Here is a 13,900-nt window from a genome sequence, read left to right as displayed (position 1 = left end):
CACGGACGGGCACGACCCCGTCAGCGGGCCAGCACGGCCCGCCACAGCACGCGTGCCAGCTCCGGGTGGCAGATGTCGTTGTGCGCACCCGCGATCCCGTCGCCGCGGCGGATCACCGACGAGCAGTCGACGTTGTGCACCTGACCCCTGACCAAGTCGCCGACCGACCCGACGTGGTGGCCGTGGACGTAGGTGCCTTGCACGCCATGGGCTCCGATGCCGCCGTACTTCGGGTACGCGTCGAGGTCGAGCTGCCGGCCCGACCGCGCGGCCAGCGGGTAGAACCGGCCGATCGCGTGGTCGTGCGCCGAGGTGGTCACGACGATAGGGCCGGGCACCCGGCCGAGCACGCCGCGGAAGTGACCGGCTCCCGGTTCGTCCGGCAGCCGTTCCGCGAACGACCACAGCGACATCGCGCCCTGCACCAGGGTGAGCGTCGCCGCCGGCACCGCGGTCGCCATGGCGGTCGCGGTGATGCAGCCGAAGCTGTGGCCCATCAGGTGGATGCGCGCGTCCGGTGCGGCCTGGGCGACCTCGCGGGCGATCCGGGCCGCACCGCTGTCGCCGAACACCCGCGCGCGTCGTTTCATCTTCCAGAACGTCAGGATTCGCAACGGCGACAGGATGCCGCCGAGCGCGGGGTCCTCCAGGCACGCGCGGTAGAGCTGCTGGGGGTCGAACGGCATCCCGTCCTCGCCCGGCAGGTCCGGCACCGAGCCTTCGAGGTAGACGTAGGCCTCCTTGACGGCGGGCGACATCCGGCACGGGTGGTGCAGTGCGGCCTGCACGATCGTGCGCACCGCGGCCGTGCGGGCCGCTCCCCCGCCGAGCCGCGCGGCCGAGGCCCTGACGAACTCCTCCGACCTGACGTCCTCGTCGCCCCACGCCTTCGACGGCCAGTGCAGGCCGACCAGCAGTGCGCGGAACCCGCCCGGAAGCCGGTGCGCCGCCGCACGTTCCGCCCCGCAGGCGGCCATCGTCTCGACCCACTGGCCGTACTGGTGCCGGGCGGCCGGGACGTCACCGTTCCACCCGTGCACGAAGAAGAAAACATCGGTGACACCGGCGCGTGCGTCGCGTAGGACGTCCGCGCTGTCGTGCCCCCGCTCGTTGCCGGTCTCGTCGAAGCAGACGAGGTGATAGCTGATGTCGTGGCCTGGTACGGATTCTCGGGACATCGCGGATCACCACCACACAAAAAAGCGCTCCCTTGTCCACTTATCGGAACTCGGGCGGCTCACGTGTAGGCCGTGCGATCAGGAAAACCCGTTCGGACCAGGCGGTTCGCTCACTCGCCCGCCCGGTTGCGCCGGTAGTGCCTGGCCGCGCGGACCCGGTTGCCGCAGCCTGGTGAGCACCATTCCCGCCGCGGGTGGTCCTTCACGAAGTAGAGCACACACCCTGGTGCGTAACAGGCTCGCAACAGCACCTGCTGCTCGCCGGTGAACAGCTCCACCGCCTCGGCCGCGATAGAGGCCAGCGCGCGGTCGACCCGCGAACCGCGGACTTCGTTGCGCCGCACCAGTTTTCCGTCTTCCTCCGCGAGCTGCGGCCACTCGGTGGCGCGCTTGGCGGCGAGGTTGAGGTCGGTGACGGCCCGCGCGAGGTCGCGGTCCTGGGCGACCGCACGCGTGTCCTGCGTCAGCACGGCGGCGAGGTCCCGCAGGGCCTGGCGGAGCGTGCGGAACGCGCGCAGGTCGTCCTCGCCGGTCTCACCGGCGGCGAACCCGAGGAACCCGTTCAGCCCAGCGACGGTCACCAGGTCGTCGTTCACCTGCGACCGGTTCGCCCAGATCGTGTTCATGAGCAGGACCGGCCGGGGTTCGTCGGGCGTGAGCAACACGACCTAACGGTAACACGTCCTTGCATCCGTTAGTGCCATGTTCTAACGTTTGCGGCGTCTTCCAACCGTTGGAAAGGATGCCGCCGTGACCCTCGTGCCACCGTTCGACGCCGACACCGCCCGGCAGAAGGTGCAGGCCGCGCAGGACGCCTGGAACACCCGCGACCCGGAGCGCGTGGCCCGCGCCTACACACCGGACTCGGTGTGGCGCAACAGGTCCGAGTTCGTGCGCGGGACCGGCGAGATCGTCGCGTTCCTGACCCGCAAGTGGGAGCGCGAGCACGGCTACGCGCTCCGCAAGTCGCTGTGGGCGTTCGGCGACGACCGCATCGCCGTCCGCTTCCAGTACGAGTGGCACGACGACGACGGCCAGTGGTGGCGCAGCTACGGCAACGAGAACTGGGAGTTCGCTCCGTCCGGCCTGATGTCCCGGCGTGAGGCGAGCATCAACGACGTGCGGATCGCCGCCGCGGACCGGCGCGTCGACCCCACCTCCACCCACGACCTCCCGACGGAGTAGACCGATGCACGTCTCAGGACTGTGGCGTTACCCGGTGAAGTCGCTCGGCGGCGAGCCGCTGAAGTCGGCGGCCTTCACCTCCGACGGGGTCGAGGGCGACCGGCTCGTGCACGTGCAGGGCCCGCGCGGGGTCCTGACCGGCCGCACCCGGTACGGCCTGCTGACCATCCCCGCGACGACCGGGCCGGACGGCCCGCTCGTGGACGGGCACCCGTGGGACAGCTGGGAAGCGCACGAGCGGGTGCTGCCGTTCGGCGGCCGGCTGACCCGCTACACCGGGCCGGAGCGCTTCGACGTGCTCAACGTCTTGGTGGCCACCGACGGCCAGGTCGCGGCGGCGGGCGTGGACGTGCGGCGGCTGCGGCCCAACATCCTCGTCGGCGGGGTCGAGGCCGGCGAGGAGGAGAGCTGGCCGGGGCACGCGCTGGTGGTCGGCGACGTCGTCATCGGCATGTACCGGCAGCGGGCGCGGTGCGTGGTGACGACGATCGACCCCGACACCGGGGCGCAGGACCTGGACGTGCACCGGCGGATCCGGCACGAGTTCGGCGGGGTGCTGTGCCTGGACAGCTGGGTGGTGCGGCCCGGCGTGGTGAACGTGGGCGACCCGGTCGAGCTGGTGCCGACCGACGAGCTGCCCGACCGGGTGGGCGGGTGGATCGTCGGCCGCCCCTACGCCGTCTAGCCCCTTGCCCCTGTCGGCAAGGGCGTCTGCAAGTACCACCAACCCTTGATCAAACCGCCGCCAACTACTACCAACATGTTCGTCGTCCACCGAACTAGGATCGCGTCGGCAGGCGGTCGGAGGCGCTGTTGGTAGTAGAAAAGTGCCTGTTGATGTTGAGTTGGTGGTACTCGCAGAAGCAGGGGTCAGATGTTGCGGCGGTACTGGCCGCCCACCTCGAAGAACGCCTCGGTGATCTGACCGAGCGTGCACACGCGTGCGGCGTCCATCAGCACGGCGAACACGTTCTCGTTCGTCTGCGCCACCTCGCGCAGGCGTGCGAGGGCCTTCTGGGCCTCGTCGCGGTGCACGGCCTGGAACGCGCGGGTCCGCTCGACCTGCGACTCCTTCTCCTCCTCGGTGGCGCGCGCGAGCTCGATCTTCACGACCTCGCGGGTGCCGTCCTCCGGCAGGAAGGTGTTGACGCCGACCAGCGGCAGCGAGCCGTCGTGCTTGCGCTGCTCGTAGAGCATCGACTCGTCCTGGATGCGGCCGCGCTGGTAGCCGGTCTCCATCGCGCCGAGGACGCCACCGCGTTCGGAGATGCGGTCGAACTCCATCAGCACGGCCTCTTCGACGAGGTCGGTCAGCTCGTCGATGACGAACGAGCCCTGCAGCGGGTTCTCGTTGGCTGAGAGGCCCCACTCCTTGTTGATGATCATCTGGATGGCCATCGCGCGCCGGACGGACGACTCCGTGGGAGTGGTGATCGCCTCGTCGTAGGCGTTGGTGTGCAGGGAGTTGCAGTTGTCGTACAGCGCGCACAACGCCTGCAGCGTGGTGCGGATGTCGTTGAAGTCCATTTCCTGCGCGTGCAGCGAACGGCCCGAGGTCTGCACGTGGTACTTGAACTTCTGCGACCGCTCCGAGGCGCCGTAGCGGTCGCGCATGGCCACGGCCCAGATCCGCCGGGCGACGCGGCCGATGACGCTGTACTCCGCGTCCATGCCGTTGGAGAAGAAGAACGACAGGTTCGGCGCGAAGTCGTCGATGTTCATGCCGCGCGCCAGGTACGACTCGACGTAGGTGAAGCCGTTGGCGAGCGTGAAGGCGAGCTGGCTGATGGGGTTCGCCCCGGCCTCGGCGATGTGGTAGCCCGAGATCGACACCGAGTAGAAGTTGCGCACCTGCTGCTGGATGAACCACTCCTGGATGTCCGCCATCATGCGCAGCGAGAACTCCGTGGAGAAGATGCAGGTGTTCTGGCCCTGGTCCTCCTTGAGGATGTCGGCCTGCACGGTGCCGCGGACGTTGCCCAGCGCGAACGCCTTGATCCGGGCGTGCTCCTCCGCGGACGGCTCGCGGCCCTCCTCGGCGGTGAACTTCGCGACCTGCTGGTCGATCACGGTGTTGAGGAAGTACGCGAGGATCGTCGGCGCCGGGCCGTTGATCGTCATCGACACCGACGTCGTCGGCGCGACCAGGTCGAAGCCGTCGTAGAGCGCCTTCATGTCGTCCAGCGACGCGATCGAGACACCGGAGGTGCCGATCTTGCCGTAGACGTCCGGCGGGGTGTCGGGGTCGCGGCCGTAGAGCGTCACCGAGTCGAACGCGGTCGACAGGCGGGTGGCCGGGTTGCCCTTCGACAGGTACTTGAAGCGGCGGTTGGTGCGGAACGCGTCGCCCTCGCCCGCGAACATGCGCGCCGGGTCCTCGCCCTCGCGCTTGAACGGGAAGACGCCCGCGGTGAACGGGAAGAAGCCCGGCAGGTTCTCCTTGCGCAGGAACCGCAGCAACGAGCCCTCGTCGTCGTACCGGGGCAGGCTGACGCGGCGGACCTGGTTGCCGGACAGCGTCTCCCGCGTGAGCCTGGTGCGGATCTCCTTGTCGCGCACCGTGAACACGAGCTCGTCACCGCTGTACTGCTCGACGGTCGCGGGCCACGCACCGAGCAGGTCGGTGGTGTCGCGGTCGAGGCCGCGCTCGGCGGCGGAGGCGAGCTCCGCGATGTCCGCGACGCCCTTCCCCGCTGCCTCCAGCGCCTTCTGCGCCGCGGTGAGCTGGGTGTGCGCGCGGACCGCGGCGACCTGCTCCTCGGTGCGGCGGTGGTAGCCGCGCACGGTGTCGGAGATGTCGCTGAGGTAGCGGGCGCGGGAGGCGGGCACGACGGTGGACGCGCTGGTCGACGTCTTGCCGGAGACCGGTGCCAGCGCGCCGTCCTCGACGTGCAGGCCGTGCTCCTTCAGGCCGTCGCGCAGGAACTGGTAGAGCGCGGTGACGCCGTCGTCGTTGAACGTCGCGGCGGACGTGCCGTAGACCGGCATGTCCTCCCACTTCACGCCGAACGCCTCGCGGTTGCGCACCATCTGGCGGGCCACGTCGCGGCGCGCGTCCTCGGCACCGCGGCGCTCGAACTTGTTGATCGCCACGGCGTCGGCGTAGTCGAGCATGTCGATCTTCTCGAGCTGCGACGCGGCACCGAACTCCGGCGTCATCACGTACAGCGAGAAGTCGACGAACGGCACGATCGCCGCGTCGCCCTGGCCGATGCCGGGGGTCTCGACGATGACCAGGTCGGCACCGGAGGCCTTGCACGCCACGATGGCCTGCTCCAGGCCGTCCGGGATCTCGCTGCCGGCGCGGCGCGTGGCCAGCGAGCGGAAGAACACCCGGTCGCCGTCGAGGCAGTTCATCCGGATCCGGTCGCCGAGCAGCGCGCCACCGCCGCGGCGCCGGGTCGGGTCGACCGCGAGCACGGCGATGCGCAGCTTGTCCTGCTGGTCGAGCCGGAAGCGGCGGACGAGCTCGTCGGTGAGCGACGACTTGCCGGAGCCACCGGTGCCCGTGATGCCGAGCACCGGGACCTTGCGCGTGGCCTCCAGCGGCTCGGCCGTGCCCGCCTCGATGTGCGTGATCGCGCGCGCCAGGGCCTCGTCGGCTCCCGTCAGCAGCGCGTCGTGGCTGAACGGCGCGGTGAGCGCGTGGTCGCACTCCTCGATCATCAGGTTGATCATGCGGGCGAGGCCGAGCGTCTGCCCGTCCTGCGGCGAGAAGATCCGCGCGACCCCGCGGGAGTGCAGCAGCTCGATCTCCTCGGGCACGATGACGCCGCCACCGCCGCCGTAGACCCGGATGTGCCCGGCACCGCGCTCGTTCAGCAGCTCGACCAGGTACGAGAAGTACTCGACGTGCCCGCCCTGGTAGGCGCTGATGGCGATGCCCTGCGCGTCCTCCTGGACCGCCGCGGTCACGACCTCGGCGACCGACCGGTTGTGCCCGAGGTGGATGACCTCCGCGCCCTGTGCCTGCAGGATGCGCCGCATGATGTTGATCGCCGCGTCGTGGCCGTCGAAGAGGCTGGACGCGGTCACGAAGCGCACCGGGTTGACCGGCTTGTGCAACGCGGGCGCGAGGGACGTCGTCATGAGAATAGTTTGACTTCCTACTATTGGACGTGCAACCGAGGGTGGTCCAGGTCTCTGTATCGAACCCGAACCCGGCACCCCGACTGTGCTCCGCACGCCTCGACCGGGACTCGGCGGGCGGTTGCGCTCCCGGCGGCAGATCCGGTAGGCATGTGTGCAGATCGTTCAAACCTGGGGGGTTTCGAATGTCTCTGTTCCGCATGCTCGCGTCCGCCACCGTGGTGTCCGCGGCTGCCATCACCCTCGTCGCCGCTCCTGCGAGCGCCGACCCGCTGCAGAACTCGGGCGACTTCAAGGTCGCCGGCGTCAACATCCGCTCCGGGCCCGGCACGGGGTACACCGTCCTGGGCTCGGGCTACCCCGGTCAGTACGCGTACCTGTCCTGCGGGCAGGCCGTGTCCGGCTGGGAGTGGATCGAGGTGCAGAACGTGGCGACGGGTGTCCGCGGTTGGGCGAAGAACGACCTGATGTACGCCTACTGCAGCTGATTCCGGCCGGTGTTCCGGCAGGGCGGTCGTCCTGCCGGAACACGGTGGCCGACCGGGACCAGCGAGCAACCGAACCACCTACCTCACGACGGCACCTGATCCGCGGTCGCCTGAGCGGGCACGACGACCGCGGGAACGCGCACCGGCGAGAACCGGCCGGTCGTCACCGCCACCGCCAGCCCGGCCAGCTCGTCCACCGCCCGCTGCCGCACACCCGCCGCGCGCAGGTGACCGAGCGCGCTGTCCAGCAACACCCCGGCCTGCTGCTCGCACCACCGGCGCCCGCCCGCCTGCTCGACCGCGCGGGCCTGCTCCGCGGGTGAGCCGGTCAACTCGGCACCGGCGGCCAGCGCGGCCACCACGGGAAGCGTGCGGCGGTCGTGCGCCAGGTCGTCGTGCAGTGGACGGCCGGAGACCGCGGGGCCGCCCCACAGGGCGAGGACGTCGTCGACGTGCTTGCGCGCCAGGCCGAGGTGGTCGCCGAACGCGCGGAGGCGAGCGGCTTGGTCACGGGTCGCGCCGGCGGCCAGTGCGCCCAGCTCGCACGCGCAGGCCGCGAGGGAGGCGTGCTGGGCGGCGGCGACGCGCAGGTGCTCGGTGACCTCGACGGCGCCGGGCATCTCGACCTCCCGCACGTAACCGTCCACAACGGACAGCAGTGCCGCGTTGAGCGCCATCACCCCGGGCCCGGTGAGGTGGGTGAACGCGAGCGTCAGCAGGGCGTCCGCCGCCGAGACGGCCCGGCGGTCGCCGAACTCCACCCACGCGCTCGGCCGGGAGCCGCGGCGGGCCGCGCGGGTCATCAGGTCGGCGTGCACCTGGTCGTGCAGGTGCGCGAGCTGCAACGCCACGGCGACCTCGACAGCGGCATCCGCGCTGCCGACGGACTCCGCAGCGAGCAGGGCCAGAGCGGCGACGAGGGGGTCCTGCCCGGCCAGGTGGTGGCCGACGACCGCGCGGGTCTGGTCCGGCAACGTGGCGATGGCGGCCGTCAGCGGTGCCTCGACCACGGCACGGCTCCAGGCCAGCACCTCTCCAGCGGGTCGCGCCGCGGTGACCACGTCGGTGCTCGTCATGCCCACAGAAGCTAGACCCGCGAGCCGGTTCCTCCGGGTGCGCAGCCACTGTCGTGTCGAGAAGGGGCACGATCCGGCGATCGGGACTACGTTGATGTTGAACGGGTTGTTGTCGCCATCACCCGACCGTGACCGTCGTTTTCCTGAGGGGCTGAACGTGCGCTACACCAAGCTCGCCGGCATGGACGTGTCGGAGATCTGTCTCGGCATGATGAGCTACGGCGATCCGTCGCTGGGCACGCACCCGTGGTCGATGCCGGAGGAGGAGGCCCGGCCGTTCATCAAGAACGCCCTTGAAGCCGGCATCAACTTCTTCGACACGGCCAACGTCTACTCGGCGGGGTCGTCTGAGGAGTTCACCGGCCGCGCGCTCAAGGACTTCGCCCGCCGCGACGAGGTCGTGCTCGCCACCAAGGTGAACGGCCGCATGCACGCCGGCCCGAACGGCGCCGGCCTGTCGCGCAAGGCGATCCTCGCCGAGATCGACAACTCGCTGCGCCGGCTGGGCACCGACTACGTGGACCTGTACCAGATCCACCGCTTCGACCCCGCCGTCCCGCTGGAGGAGACCCTCGAGGCGCTGCACGACGTCGTGAAGTCCGGCAAGGCCCGCTACCTCGGCGCCTCGTCGATGTACGCGTGGCAGTTCTCCAAGGCGTTGTACACGCAGCGGGCGAACGGCTGGACGCGGTTCGTGTCCATGCAGAACCACTACAACCTCCTCTACCGCGAGGAGGAGCGCGAGATGCTGCCGCTGTGCGCGGACCAGGGCATCGCGGTCATCCCGTGGAGCCCGCTGGCGCGCGGGCGGCTGACCCGCGACTGGGACGCCACGACCGCACGCGCGGAGACCGACGAGTTCGGGTCGACGCTGTACGTCGAGTCGGACCGGGCGATCGTCGAGCAGGTGGCCGCGGTCGCCGCCGCGCGGGGCGTGTCGCGGGCGCAGGTGGCGCTGGCGTGGCTGCTGCGCAACCCGGTCGTGACGGCGCCGATCGTCGGCGTCACGAAGCCCGCGCACCTGGACGACGCGGTGGCGGCGCTGGACTTCGAGCTGACCGACGACGAGGCGCGCTCGCTGGAGCAGGCCTACCAGCCGCACCGCGTCGCCGGGCACGGCTGACATGGCAAGGGCCGCCGGTGCGCACCGGCGGCCCTTCTGCGCCGTGCCTACACGAACGCGCTCTCGCCCGTGATCGCCTTGCCCACGATCAGGGTGTTCATCTCCCGCGTGCCCTCGAACGAGTAGATGGCCTCGGCGTCGGCGAAGAACCGCGCCACGTCGTGCTCCAGCACGATCCCGTTGCCGCCGAAGATCTCCCGCGCCCACGCCACGACCTCGCGCATCCGCGCGGTGACGAACGCCTTGGCGAGCGAGGAGTGCTCGTCGCGGAAGATGCCGGCGTCCTGGAGCCGGGCGAGCTGCACCAGCATGCCCCAGCAGGCGGTGATGTTGCCCAGCGACTTCACCAGCAGGTCCTGCACCAGCTGGAAACCGGCGATCGGGCGGCCGAACTGCTCGCGCTCACGGGCGTAGGCGAGCGCGGCCTCGTAGGCTCCGATCATCACGCCGAGCGCCTGCCACGCGACACCGCCGCGGGTGGCGCGCAGGATCTCCGCGACGTCGCGGAACGAGTTGATGTTCTGCAACCGGTTCGCCTCGGGCACGCGGACGTCGGTGAGGGTGATCTCGGCGTTCTCGACGATCCGGAACGCGATCTTGCCCTCGATCTTGGCCGCGGTGAAGCCGGGCATGCCCTTCTCGACCACGAAACCCTTGACCTGGTTGTCGTCCAGGTCGCGCGCCCACACGACCACGTAGTCGGCGAAGGTGGCGTTGCCGATCCACCTCTTGGCGCCGTTGAGCACCCACGTGTCGCCGTCGCGCTGGGCCGTGGTGCGCATGCCGCCCGCGACGTCGGAGCCGCCGAGCGGTTCGGTCATCGCGAACGCGCCGATCTTGTCCATCGCTGCCATGGCGGGCAGCCAGCGGTCGCGCTGCTCCTGCGAGCCGCCGGAGTAGATCGAGTACATCGCGAGTCCGTTGTGGACGCCGAAGAACGTGGCGACCGAGGCGTCGGTGCGGGTGAGCTCCATCGCCAGCATGCCGGTGAGCAGGTTGCTGACGGCGGCCGGGTGCTCGCCGTAGCCCTCGTAGGACAACGCGGTGAGACCGGCGCCGCGGAACTTGTCGATGAGCTCCGGCGGGAACTCTCCGCGCGCCCAGAACTCGTTGACCATCGGCTTGACCTCGGTGGCCATGAACTCGCGGGCGTGCAGCAGGATCTTGCGCTCCTCGTCGCTCAGCAGCGCCTCGTAGTCGTAGAAGTCGGCGACGAGCTGGTCTTCGATGCGGTCCATGTCAGTTGTCCTCCACTGCGGTCAGAACGGCGAGCTGCTTGCGGTCGCGCGCCTCGGCCAGCGCCGAGTACGTGGAGGAGCCGTAAGCGTCTTCCACGGCCCTGATGAGCCGTTCGGGGTCGTCCGAGGGGGTGCCGAGCGCCAGGTCCCGCATGGACCTGCCGATGTGCTCGGCGAGGTGCCGGTACCCGCCGGGGCCGCCACCGAGGTGGGCGCCGAGGAACGGGCCGACGGTCGCCCAGCGGATGCCGAGCGAGCTGGTCACGACGGTGTCGAGGTCCTGCGGTGTGACGACGCCCTGCTCGACGAGGTAGGCGGCCTCGCGGGAGAGCGCGGCCTGCAGCCGGTTGCCGACGAAGCCGGGGACCTCCTTGCGCTCCACGACCGGCGTGCGGCCGACGGAGCGGTAGAACTCGACGGCGCGGCTGACCGACTCCTCGGTCGTCTGCTCGCCCGGCACGACCTCGACCAGCGGGATCACGTGCGGCGGGTTGAACGGGTGTCCGATCAGGACACGCGATCCGTCGATGCCCTCGGTGAACGCGGTGGACGGGATCGCGGACGACGAGCTCAGCAGCAACGCGTGCGCGGGGGCCTCGCGGACCAGCTCGGCGAACAGGGCCTTCTTGAACTCCAGGTCCTCCGGGCCGTTCTCCTGCACGAGGTCCGCGTCCCGCACCGCGTCCGCGACGGTCGCCGCGACCTCGACGCCGTCGGGGACCACCAGGTCGGGGCGGGGGTCGGCGACGCGCACGGTCAGGCCGTGCTCGCAGAACAGGCGGGCCCACGACAGGCCGATCACCCCCGCACCGATGACGGCGACGGTGCTGACCTTCTTCCCGGTGTTCACGCTTCCTCCAAGTAGTTGTGGACCGGCTTGGCGGGAGCGAGCGTCAGGTCGGTGACGATGTGGCTGGCGGACACGACCTCCAGCACGGGGAGGTCGGCGAGCGGTGCGAGGACGTGCTGGAACAGCTGCAGGCGCGCGGGCCCGGTGTACGCGGCCTTGACCACGACGTCCGTGATCCGCGTGCGCACGAGCTCCTGGACCCGCGGCGTTCCGTCATATCCAGGGATGGTCTTCAGCATGAACGTTGGAACCGTGATCTCCGCCTCAGCCAGACGGGTGTCCAGTTCGTACTGCTTGTACCCCATGGTCGCGGTGGCCACCCGGACGGTGCCGTAGTCGAGGGTCCCGACCAGGGCACCGCGGTCGGCGTAGAGCGACGGCGAGCCCATCACCTTCGGGTAGGCGCTCACCTCGCGGCCGGACGCGGTGGCGGCGAAGCTGTCGAGGTACATCGCGTGCAGGTACTCGCCGCGTTCGCCGTCGAACACGACCGGGATCGCCTGACCGGCCTCGGTGTAGGGGCCGTAGCCGGTCACGTCGGTCATCTTCATGACCTCGAACCGGACCAGCGGCTCGTCGACCTCCAGCGGCTGCGGCACGACGGCGCGCAGCGCCTCGGGATCGGTGCGGTAGACGATGTTGAGGTACTCGCGGTCGAAGAACCGGGGCTGCACGGCGGGAAACGCCGGTGCGCTCAACGGTGTGACACCCAGCACGGTCATTCTCCTGTCCACTGCGGAGCCCGGCGCTCGGCGAACGCGGTCATGCCCTCGCGCACATCGGCGGTGCTCATCAACTTCGCGATCTCCTCGCGCTGGGCGGTCCAGCGGTCGGCGGACCGCACGACCGTCTTCACGGCGGCCAGCGCGAGCGGTGCGTTGCGCGCGATCTGCTCGGCCAGCTGCACTGCTACGGCGGCGGCCTCACCCGGTGCCACGACCCGGTTCGCCAGGCCCAGCTCACCCGCGCGGCGGCCGTCGATCGGCTCGCCGGTGAGCAGCAGCTCCAGCGCCAGGTGGTGCGGGATGCGGTCGGTGAGCCGCACGACTCCGCCGCCCGCGGCGATCAGACCGCGCTTGACCTCGGGCAACGCGAACCGCGCATCCTCGGCAGCGACGATCAGGTCGCAGGCCAGTGCCAGCTCGAACCCGCCGCCCAGCGCGACGCCCTCGACGGCGGCGACCAGCGGCTTGGTCAGCTCGGCCTCGGTCAGCCCGCCGAACCCGCGGCCGGGCACCGACGGCGACTCGCCCTTCAGCGCGGCCTTGAGGTCCATGCCGGCGCTGAACGTGCCACCGGCTCCGGTCAGCACGCCGGCCCGCAGCTCGGGTGTGGTCTCCAGCTCGTCCAGTGCGGCGGTGAGGCCACCGGCGACGGCCGCGTTGACGGCGTTGCGCGCCTGCGGGCGGTCGAGGGTGATGAGCAGCACCGAGCCGATGCGTTCGGTGCGGACTTCGGCGGTCATGCGAGCTCCTTCAGGACTTCCGCGGTGTCCTGGCCGGGCACGGGGGCGAGCCGGCGGACGGTGGCGGGGGTCGCGGAGAACCGGACGGGGATGCCGATCGAGCGGATCTCGCCCTCGGTCGGGTGCCGCACGGTGTCGAGCAGGTGACCGTCGCGGACGTAGTCGTCCTCGTGCGCCTTGTCGAGCTCCAGCACCGGCCCGAACGGGATGCTGTGCTTCGCGCACACCTCGGCCCACTCCTCGGTGGGCAGGGCGGCGGCGCACCCGTCGACGAGGCCCATGAGGTCGTCGCTGTCGCCGGGGTCGATCCGCTCACCGGCCACCCGCGGGTCCTCGACCAGGTCGGGGCGTCCGGCGGCGGCGAAGAAGTCGCGGAAGTTCTGCGGGGTGTACGGGACGACGCAGGCGAGACCGTCCTCGGTGTGCACGGCGTGGTGGCCCCTGGCCATCGACAGGCCGAACCCAGTCGGGCCCTCCTCCGGCACGAACGCGTGGCCCGACAGGTGCTCGACCAGGTTGAACGCGATCATCGTGTCCGCCATCGGCACCTCGACCCGCTGGCCCTGGCCGGTGCGGTCCCGGTGCACGAGCGCCGCGAGCACGCTGTAGGCGATGGTCAGCGACGACACCTTGTCGCCGATGATCGTCGGCAGGTAGACCGGCCGGCCCAGCGCGCGGTTCGCGATGTCGACCAGCCCGGACGCGCCCTGGATCGTCTCGTCGTAGGCGGCGGTGCCGGCGCGGTCGGAGTCGCCGCGGAAGCCCTGGGCGTGGGCGTAGACGAGACCGGGGTTGCGCCCGGCGACGTCGGCGTAGTCCAGGCCGAGCCTGCTCAGCGCGCCGGGCCGCATGTTGGTGATCAGCACGTCGGCGGTGTCGATCAGCTTGAGCGCGCACTCGCGGTCGTCCTCGTCCTTCAGGTTCAGGGCGATGCTGCGCTTGTTGCGGTTGACGTTGAGGCTGAGCGGCGTCATGCCGGGGGTGGTGCGGTGGCGGCCGTTGCGCACGGTGTCGACCGGGGACTCGATCTTGATCACGTCGGCGCCGAGGTCTCCGAGGATCTGGGCCGCGTACGGGCCCATGACCACGGTCGAGAGGTCGATCACCCGCACGCCGTCCAACGGACCGGTGGTGATGTCCTGCATCGTTCGTCCTTTCGAAGTTCCTGCACCACCGAAGTTAGTGCGGGTTTTCTCCGAAGGGAACGA

General features: G+C 70.5%; 13 protein-coding genes. 4 read left to right on the top strand and 9 right to left on the bottom strand.

From position 1 onward, the window contains the following. Positions 1 to 20: 20 nt before the first annotated feature. Together ACVDFE_RS19420 and ACVDFE_RS19415 are read right to left on the bottom strand one after the other, a co-directional pair. Entirely contained in the window at positions 21 to 1,178 is a 1,158-nt protein-coding gene (locus ACVDFE_RS19420; RefSeq protein WP_458431315.1) for a hypothetical protein, read from the bottom strand. 110 nt (positions 1,179 to 1,288) lie between these two features. Next, a complete protein-coding gene (locus ACVDFE_RS19415; RefSeq protein ID WP_458431314.1) occupies positions 1,289 to 1,843 on the bottom strand; it encodes a CGNR zinc finger domain-containing protein in 555 nt (184 codons plus the stop codon). An 85-nt stretch (positions 1,844 to 1,928) separates the two neighbouring features. On the opposite strand from ACVDFE_RS19415, the gene ACVDFE_RS19410 reads away from it, so the two are divergent. Beyond that, positions 1,929 to 2,363, top strand: coding sequence for a nuclear transport factor 2 family protein (locus ACVDFE_RS19410; RefSeq protein ID WP_360396291.1), 435 nt, complete (start codon positions 1,929 to 1,931; stop codon positions 2,361 to 2,363). Positions 2,364 to 2,367: 4 nt separating this feature from the next. Further along, positions 2,368 to 3,048, top strand: a complete 681-nt coding sequence (locus ACVDFE_RS19405; protein WP_458431313.1) for an MOSC domain-containing protein — start codon at positions 2,368 to 2,370, stop codon at positions 3,046 to 3,048. 185 nt (positions 3,049 to 3,233) lie between these two features. Here ACVDFE_RS19405 and icmF read toward each other — a convergent pair whose 3' ends face one another. After that, positions 3,234 to 6,452, bottom strand: a complete 3,219-nt coding sequence (gene icmF / locus ACVDFE_RS19400) for a fused isobutyryl-CoA mutase/GTPase IcmF (RefSeq protein ID WP_458431312.1) — start codon at positions 6,450 to 6,452, stop codon at positions 3,234 to 3,236. 185 nt (positions 6,453 to 6,637) lie between these two features. Between icmF and ACVDFE_RS19395 the strand changes: the two genes are divergently transcribed. After that, the gene (locus tag ACVDFE_RS19395; RefSeq protein ID WP_360396285.1) at positions 6,638 to 6,940 is read left to right on the top strand and encodes an SH3 domain-containing protein; all 303 of its coding nucleotides are present in this window, start codon (positions 6,638 to 6,640) and stop codon (positions 6,938 to 6,940) included. Positions 6,941 to 7,023: 83 nt separating this feature from the next. Here the strand turns inward: ACVDFE_RS19395 and ACVDFE_RS19390 are convergent, their stop codons facing one another. Continuing rightward, positions 7,024 to 8,016: a polyprenyl synthetase family protein gene (locus ACVDFE_RS19390; RefSeq protein ID WP_458431311.1), complete on the bottom strand. Its 993-nt coding sequence runs from the start codon at positions 8,014 to 8,016 to the stop codon at positions 7,024 to 7,026. A gap of 157 nt (positions 8,017 to 8,173) precedes the next feature. Between ACVDFE_RS19390 and ACVDFE_RS19385 the strand changes: the two genes are divergently transcribed. After that, on the top strand, positions 8,174 to 9,139 hold the full coding sequence (locus ACVDFE_RS19385) for an aldo/keto reductase (protein ID WP_360396282.1): 966 nt from the start codon (positions 8,174 to 8,176) through the stop codon (positions 9,137 to 9,139). 47 nt (positions 9,140 to 9,186) lie between these two features. Here ACVDFE_RS19385 and ACVDFE_RS19380 read toward each other — a convergent pair whose 3' ends face one another. The 5 genes from ACVDFE_RS19380 to ACVDFE_RS19360 are packed head-to-tail and all read right to left on the bottom strand — an operon-like array spanning position 9,187 to position 13,837. Then, positions 9,187 to 10,377, bottom strand: coding sequence for an acyl-CoA dehydrogenase family protein (locus ACVDFE_RS19380; protein ID WP_458431310.1), 1,191 nt, complete (start codon positions 10,375 to 10,377; stop codon positions 9,187 to 9,189). A 1-nt stretch (position 10,378) separates the two neighbouring features. Then, positions 10,379 to 11,227 carry a 3-hydroxyacyl-CoA dehydrogenase NAD-binding domain-containing protein gene (locus ACVDFE_RS19375; protein ID WP_458431309.1) on the bottom strand — a complete coding sequence of 283 codons (849 nt, stop codon included), beginning with the start codon at positions 11,225 to 11,227 and terminating at the stop codon, positions 10,379 to 10,381. Continuing rightward, entirely contained in the window at positions 11,224 to 11,949 is a 726-nt protein-coding gene (locus tag ACVDFE_RS19370; protein ID WP_360396276.1) for an acetoacetate decarboxylase, read from the bottom strand. Before ACVDFE_RS19370 ends, ACVDFE_RS19375 begins: the two co-directional genes overlap by 4 nt. Beyond that, a complete protein-coding gene (locus ACVDFE_RS19365) occupies positions 11,946 to 12,692 on the bottom strand; it encodes a crotonase/enoyl-CoA hydratase family protein (protein ID WP_458431308.1) in 747 nt (248 codons plus the stop codon). Before ACVDFE_RS19365 ends, ACVDFE_RS19370 begins: the two co-directional genes overlap by 4 nt. Then, positions 12,689 to 13,837, bottom strand: coding sequence for a CaiB/BaiF CoA transferase family protein (locus tag ACVDFE_RS19360; protein ID WP_458431307.1), 1,149 nt, complete (start codon positions 13,835 to 13,837; stop codon positions 12,689 to 12,691). The genes ACVDFE_RS19365 and ACVDFE_RS19360 overlap by 4 nt, the downstream gene beginning before the upstream one ends. Positions 13,838 to 13,900 lie beyond the last annotated feature (63 nt).

It is taken from the genome of Lentzea chajnantorensis (genome assembly GCF_054300775.1).
The sequence above is the reverse complement of the archived record's forward strand: the minus strand, read 5'-3'. Positions and strand labels throughout refer to the sequence as shown.

Coding starts and splice junctions, on each gene's coding strand:
- ACVDFE_RS19380 (WP_458431310.1), bottom strand. CDS start 10,377: ATGGACCGCATCGAAGACCAGCTCGTCGCCGACTTCTACGACTACGAG.
- ACVDFE_RS19370 (WP_360396276.1), bottom strand. CDS start 11,949: ATGACCGTGCTGGGTGTCACACCGTTGAGCGCACCGGCGTTTCCCGCC.
- ACVDFE_RS19405 (WP_458431313.1), top strand. CDS start 2,368: ATGCACGTCTCAGGACTGTGGCGTTACCCGGTGAAGTCGCTCGGCGGC.
- ACVDFE_RS19420 (WP_458431315.1), bottom strand. CDS start 1,178: ATGTCCCGAGAATCCGTACCAGGCCACGACATCAGCTATCACCTCGTC.
- ACVDFE_RS19390 (WP_458431311.1), bottom strand. CDS start 8,016: ATGACGAGCACCGACGTGGTCACCGCGGCGCGACCCGCTGGAGAGGTG.
- ACVDFE_RS19395 (WP_360396285.1), top strand. CDS start 6,638: ATGTCTCTGTTCCGCATGCTCGCGTCCGCCACCGTGGTGTCCGCGGCT.
- icmF (WP_458431312.1), bottom strand. CDS start 6,452: ATGACGACGTCCCTCGCGCCCGCGTTGCACAAGCCGGTCAACCCGGTG.
- ACVDFE_RS19365 (WP_458431308.1), bottom strand. CDS start 12,692: ATGACCGCCGAAGTCCGCACCGAACGCATCGGCTCGGTGCTGCTCATC.
- ACVDFE_RS19360 (WP_458431307.1), bottom strand. CDS start 13,837: ATGCAGGACATCACCACCGGTCCGTTGGACGGCGTGCGGGTGATCGAC.